The organism is Paraburkholderia tropica (assembly GCF_914484835.1).
Classification (GTDB): Bacteria; Pseudomonadota; Gammaproteobacteria; order Burkholderiales; family Burkholderiaceae; genus Paraburkholderia; species Paraburkholderia tropica_A.
Genome location: NZ_CAJZAR010000078.1, coordinates 106,024 through 111,974 on the forward strand (window position 1 = coordinate 106,024; position 5,951 = coordinate 111,974).

Genomic DNA, 5,951 nt, shown 5'->3' on the forward strand with positions numbered 1-5,951 from the left:
TCGGCGTCGATGCTCGCGCGCGGCCAGTTCGCGCTCGCGAAAGGGCTGTTGATCGCGCTATTCGATCGCGCGCGCGGCGAACGCGTGGAAGTGGCGCTGATCTGCTTCGGCGGCGCGCGCGCCGAGCTGCGCTTCGGCCCCGCCGTGCCGCGCTGGTGGAACGAACGCTGGATCGAGCCCGTGGGCGCGGGCGGCGGCACGCCGCTCGAAGCGGGGCTCGCGCGCGCCGCGCAACTGCTCGAACGCACCGCGCGCCGCGATCCTGGACGCGCGCGTCATCTCTGGCTGTTCAGCGACGGACGCACGACGCAACTGCCCGCGCGTCCTGCGCACGCCGATCACATCACCGTGGTCGATTGCGAGGCGTCGGCGCTGCGTCTCGGACGCTGTCACGCGCTTGCCCAGGCGTGGGGCGGCGAGTGCATCGACGCCGACGCGCTGCTCGCCTGAGCCCGCGCGGCGTCCGGTTCAGCGCGACGCGCCGGTCCAGTAGAGCACGTCGTCCTGGCGGTCGAACACGTAGACCTTCATCGCCATCTGTTCGGCGGGCGTGAGGCTGTCGAGTTCGAGGCCGAGCGTGCTGTGCGCCGGCGTGGCGTCTTCCTGATGCACGTTGCGGATCACCGCGCTCGTTTCGACGACGGTGTCGAGATCGCCCGAACGCAGCCGGAACGCCACGCGCAGCCGCTCGCCGACCTTGCCGGGCGCCCACGGCGCGGCGATCGACAGCCCGAGCGCGCTGATGCCGCGCGCGAGCGCCACGCCCTGATATCCCTCGCTCTCCGCGCCGATGCCGTAGCGCACCGGAAACTGCGCGCGCACGCGAATCGACTTGCGTTCGCGCAGCATGCGGATGTTGGCGGGCTGCGAGAGCACGAGATAGCCGAGCGGCGCCTGATTCATCGCGTGGATCGTGCAGACGAAGCGATACACGGCCTGACTCGCGATGGCGACGAGTTCGACGTTTTCGCCGGGCGTGATCTCGATCGGGCGGCCATCGACATAAGGCAGCGTGACGAAGATCGCTTCGTTCGGCGCGAAGCCGATCAGCTTGCACGGATGCATGGGCGCGCCGCTCGCGCCTTGTTGCGGGCGCAGACCCATCAGCGCGCCGATGTTCAGATGCAGGTCGCGCACGCTCGGCAGCGTCGCGGCCGGTTCGTCGCTTTTGCGGGCGGGCGCGGCGGCCTGTTCGGCGGCGGACGCGTCGAGGTCGCCGCGATGGGGCGCGAAATGGCGGAACAGGAAATCGCGTTCGACTTCGCCGACGAGCGAGGCGCCGCGTTCGAGCAGCAGCGTGCCGTCGCGGTCGACCAGCGGCCAGTCGAGCGGCTGGCCGACGGGCACGTCGGCGGGTGTCAGCGCGGCGAGGTCGGTGGAAGCGCTTGCAGCGGTATTTGCCGCGCTATTCGCAGCGGCGGATTCAATTGCGGATTCAGAAGCGACTTCGGAAGCCGCAGCGGAAGCGGTGGCAAGAGTGTCGGTCATCGGCGCGCCAGGGTTGGGTAACAGATTCCCTGTGTTAACGGCGCGCCGCGACAAAACTTCAGTGCGGATTCAACGGTCGATATCGCGATTTATTCTGCGATTTATTTCGCGATTTATTCCGCATAAAAACGCGGCGTGTAGACCCATTCACTCAGCGCTTCGTGCGTGCCTTCGCGGGCGAAACCGCGCGTGGTCGAGGAGCCGACGATCACCATCGTGCGCATGTCCACATCCGACGACTGGAGTTCGCCGAGCGTCATCGTGCGCAGCGTCTCGCCGGGGCGGCCCACGTCGCGGCCCAGCACGACGCGCGTGGCGGGCGCGCGCACCGCGCGCACGATCTCCAGCGCACGGTCCAGCTGCCACGGACGCGCGCGCGAGATCGGGTTGTAGAAGGCCATCACGAGGTCCGCGAGCGCGGCGTGATGCAGACGCTTTTCGATCACCGCCCACGGCTTCAGATTGTCCGAGAGCGAGAGCATGCAGAAGTCGTGGCCGAGCGGCGCGCCGGCCTGTGCGGCGGTGGCGAGCGCGGCGGAGACGCCCGGCACGATCTGCAACTCGACGCGCTGCCAGCGCGGATCGTCGGCGCCTTCGAGCGCTTCGAGCACGGCGGCGGCCATCGCGAACACGCCTGGATCGCCCGACGACACCACGGCCACGCGGCGGCCTTCGCACGCGAGTTCGAAGGCGTGACGCGCGCGCTGCAATTCCTCGCGGTTGTCGGTGGCGTGGCGGCGCTGGCCGGGCCGCGGCGGGCCGGCCATGTCCACGTAAGTCGCATAGCCGACGAGGTCGGTCGCGTCGTCGAGCGCGGCGCGCGCCATCGGCGTGAGCAGGTCGGCGCGGCCCGGCCCGAGACCGAGCACCGTGAGCTTGCCGCGCGCCTGGCCGAGCGTGGCCGCGTCGAGCGGCGCGTGCGCGACGGCGAGCGCGATGCCGTGGGCATCGTCGGCGTGCAGCGTGGCGTCGTCGAGCTTCAGGGCTTCGATCAGGCGTGATGCGTTGTCGTGATCGGCATCGGCGACATTGGCCGCATCGGCCTGATCGACAAAGCGCAGCGGCACATGCAGCACCGCCGCCGCCTGCGCGAGCGACGCGTCGCCCATCAGCGCGGCGGGCGCGAGCAGCGCCGCGAGCGAGGCCGCCGCGAGACCGCGTTCATCGAGCGCGGCCTGCACGTGATCGGCGAGTCGTTCGTGCGGCGCGCGCACGGCGGCCACGACGCTGCGCGGATGAATCACGAGTTGCGCGGGGTCGCCGTCCCAGACATGCGGACTCACGCGGATCGCATGCGCGGCCGCCGCGTCGCGCGGCAGATCGACGTGATCGAGCCAGGGCGCGTCGCCTTCGATGCGCGTCGCGTCGCCCGCGAGCAGATCGGAAACGAAGCGCTTGCCCTGCGCGAGACTCGACAGCGCATAACCGTCGGGCGGATTGAGCAGGCAGGTGCCGAATCGCAATTCGCCGCTGGTCGTGATCGCGGGCGCGATGCCGAGCGCCGCGCCGATCTCGCGCGCCATCACGTTCACGCCGGTCAGGCCGCCGAGCAGCGGCACGACCGCGCTGCCGTCCTCGGCGAGCGCGAGCACGGGCGGCTCCGCACCCTTGTTCGCCAGCAGCGGCGCGAGGCAGCGGATCACGATGCCCGCCGCACACAGCGCGACGAGCGGCGTGCCGCGCCGGTACAACTCGCGCAGATGTTCGCCGAGTTCGCTGAACGCGACGTCGCCTTGCGCGCGGTCCTGCAGCGCGTGGATCTGCGCGTGCGCGTACAGCGCCTTCACGCGCTGCGCCGTGGCGAGCGCGCCCGGCCCGAGCACGATCACGGCGGGCGGACGCAGCGCGGCGTTCATGCTTGCCATTTTTCCCCCGGCACCACGAGCAGCGAAAAATACGGCGAGGCCATCGGATCGACGTCGTCGAGCGGCACGATGCGCTGGTTCGCCATGGTCGCGCGCTCGACGTAGAGCGCGCGCTTCGCGAGACCGAGATCGGCGAGCACGCGGCGCACTTTCTCGAAGTTGCGGCCGAGCTTCATGATGACGGCGGCGTCCGCGTCGGCGAGACGGCGGCGCAATTGATCTTCGGGCAGCACGCCCGAGAGCACCGCGAGACTCTGGTTGCGATACACGAGCGGCGCGCCCAGCACCGCCGCGCCGCCGAGCATCGAGCAGACGCCGGGCACGACTTCGGCGTCGTAGCGCGCGGCCAGGCGGTCGTGCAGATACATGTACGAGCCGTAGAAGAACGGATCGCCTTCGCAGATCACGGCGACGTCGCGGCCCGCGTCGAGATGCGCGGCCACGGTGCGCGCGGCGCCGTCGTAGAAGTCGGCGATGATGGTTTCGTACGAGAGCGGCGGTTCGAGCGCTTCGGTCGTGACCGGATAGACGAGCGGCAGGCGTTCCTGCTCGGGGCCGAGATGCGACTCGACGATGCCGAATGCGTTGCCCTTCTTGCCCTTGGCGACGAAGTAGGCGACCACGGGCGCGGCCTTCAGCAGCCGCAGCGCCTTGAGCGTGAGCAGCTCGGGATCGCCGGGACCGACGCCGATGCCATGCAGGCGGCCGATGCGCGGTTCGTTATTGTGTTCGTGCTCGAACATTTATTCGGTCTCCGAAGCGAGTGCGTTGACGGCGGCGGCGGCCATCGCGCTGCCGCCGCGCCGTCCGCGAACGACCACGAACGGCACGCCGAGCGTCGAGCTGGCGAGCGCGGCTTTCGATTCCGCCGCGCCGATGAAGCCCACGGGCATGCCGAGAATCAGCGCGGGACGCGGCGCGCCGGCCGCGATCATGTCGAGCAGATAGAACAGCGCGGTCGGTGCGTTGCCGATCGCGACGACGCTGCCTTCGAGATGCGGACGCCACAGTTCGAGCGCGGCGGCCGAACGCGTGTTGCCGAGTTCGCGCGCGAGCGCGGGCACGGCGGGATCGTCGAGCGTGCAGATCACGGCGTTGTCGGCGGGCAGGCGCGCGCGCGTGACGCCGAACGCGACCATTTTGGCGTCGCAGAGAATCGGCGCGCCTTGCGCGAGCGCGCGGCGGCCGGCGTCGCCCGCGCCCGGCGAGAATGCGAGGTCGGCGGCGACGTCGACCATGCCGCAGGCGTGGATCACGCGCACGGCGAGTTTTTCGAGGTCGGCGGGAATGTGCGCGAGATCGGCTTCGGCGCGGATCGTCGCGAACGACTCGCGATAGATCGCCTGGCCGTCGCGGATGTAATCAGACATCGGAAAGGCTCCGGGGCGGCTGCGCGATGGCGTGCGCGGCGGCTTCGAGGGTCAGGTGGCGCGCGACGAGGCGGCCGAAACCGGCTGCGCTCGCGTCGCGTTCGTAAAGGTCGTAATGGTCCGGCGCGGCGGCGAGCAGCGTGAACGGCGCGCGATGCGCGGCGGCGCAGGAACGCTCGCAGCCGCTCAGGTGCGCCTGCACGTGCGGCGGCAGATGCGGCGCGAGGCGCAGCGCGTCGGCCTTGGTGTCGGCGCGGCTTTTCGCGCAGCCCGCCGAGCCCGTGCAGGCGATCGTGCGCGCGAGCGGATCGGCGGCATCGACGCTCAGGCCGAGCGCGCGCAGGCTGTCGAGCAACGGAATCAGCGCGTCGCGCGCGACGTGCGGCACGAGCGCGCCTTGCCACGGCGTGATGCGCAGCGTGCCTTCGCCGTGAAGTTCGGCGAGGTCGGCGAGCGCGTCGAGCGTGGCGGCGTCGAGGCGTGCGAGCGGCGGTTGCGCGCCCACGTAGCCGTCGCCGTTCGCGTGCAGCGCGTGTGCGCCCAGACGTCGCGTGAGATCGACGCGCGGGCGTCGCCACGCGGATGACGCGTGTTCATCGGCGGCGGGCTGCGGTGTCGGAATCGCGATATCGGCGTGATGTTGCGCGGCGTCGAGTATCGCGGCCGCGCCGTGCGTGGCGATCACATTGCGCATCCGCAATTGATCGGGCGCGGCGAGATCGAGAAACGCATGCAGCAGCGCGCGGATCAGCGCCTGAATGTGCGCGGCGGCGATGAAGCCGAGCGCGCCGTCGTCGGGGCAGCCCGCGAGGCCGAAGGCGAAACGCGTTTCGCCGCGTTCGCGCGTGGCCGCGAGCCAGATATCGTGCGGATGATCGAGCGCCGCGAGCCGCTCGCCGCCGTCGATCAGCACGGCGAATTTCGGCGACAGCGCCGCGAAACGCGGCTCGTCTTGCAGCATCGCGACGAGGGGCGCGGCGAGCGCGGCGGTGTCGAACAGCGCGTGCGGATCGAGGCCCGCGAGCGGGCTCAGCATCAGGTTGCGCAGTTCGTCGGCGGCGCAGAGATTGTCGGGCGTCTGCACGCCGTTCGCGGGGCCGAGGCCGCCCGCGACGAGCGCAGCCGTGAGCGCCGCTTCCTGGCCCGCGCGCACGCCGCGCACCTGCACGTTGGCGCGATTGGTCAGTTCGAGCGTGCCGTCGGCGAACGCGCGCGCCGCGTGCGCGAT

General features: G+C 70.8%; 6 protein-coding genes. 1 reads left to right on the top strand and 5 read right to left on the bottom strand.

Features of this window, described 5'->3' with window-relative positions:
- A partial coding sequence (locus LDO54_RS29490; protein WP_224014683.1) for a vWA domain-containing protein occupies window positions 1-450 on the top strand: 450 nt, incomplete at its 5' end.
- A gap of 18 nt (window positions 451-468) precedes the next feature.
- Here LDO54_RS29490 and LDO54_RS29495 read toward each other — a convergent pair.
- The 5 genes from LDO54_RS29495 to cobG all read right to left on the bottom strand — a co-directional run.
- Window positions 469-1,488: a flagellar brake protein gene (locus LDO54_RS29495; protein WP_224014667.1), complete on the bottom strand. Its 1,020-nt coding sequence runs from the start codon at window positions 1,486-1,488 to the stop codon at window positions 469-471.
- Between the two features lie 113 nt (window positions 1,489-1,601).
- On the bottom strand, window positions 1,602-3,344 hold the full coding sequence (gene cobJ / locus LDO54_RS29500) for a precorrin-3B C(17)-methyltransferase (RefSeq protein ID WP_224014668.1): 1,743 nt from the start codon (window positions 3,342-3,344) through the stop codon (window positions 1,602-1,604).
- The gene (locus LDO54_RS29505; protein ID WP_224014670.1) at window positions 3,341-4,096 is read right to left on the bottom strand and encodes a precorrin-2 C(20)-methyltransferase; all 756 of its coding nucleotides are present in this window, start codon (window positions 4,094-4,096) and stop codon (window positions 3,341-3,343) included. The genes cobJ and LDO54_RS29505 overlap by 4 nt, the downstream gene beginning before the upstream one ends.
- Complete coding sequence (locus LDO54_RS29510; protein ID WP_224014672.1) at window positions 4,097-4,723, bottom strand: precorrin-8X methylmutase; 627 nt, start codon at window positions 4,721-4,723, stop codon at window positions 4,097-4,099.
- Window positions 4,716-5,951, bottom strand: a 1,236-nt coding sequence (cobG, locus tag LDO54_RS29515; protein ID WP_224014674.1) for a precorrin-3B synthase, incomplete at its 5' end; no start/stop codon positions are given. The genes cobG and LDO54_RS29510, both read right to left, overlap by 8 nt.

What these genes read in the sequence shown, in the direction of transcription:
- cobJ (WP_224014668.1), bottom strand. Translation starts at nt 3,344, where the DNA reads ATGAACGCCGCGCTGCGTCCGCCCGCCGTGATCGTGCTCGGGCCGGGC.
- LDO54_RS29505 (WP_224014670.1), bottom strand. Translation starts at nt 4,096, where the DNA reads ATGTTCGAGCACGAACACAATAACGAACCGCGCATCGGCCGCCTGCAT.
- LDO54_RS29510 (WP_224014672.1), bottom strand. Translation starts at nt 4,723, where the DNA reads ATGTCTGATTACATCCGCGACGGCCAGGCGATCTATCGCGAGTCGTTC.
- LDO54_RS29495 (WP_224014667.1), bottom strand. Translation starts at nt 1,488, where the DNA reads ATGACCGACACTCTTGCCACCGCTTCCGCTGCGGCTTCCGAAGTCGCT.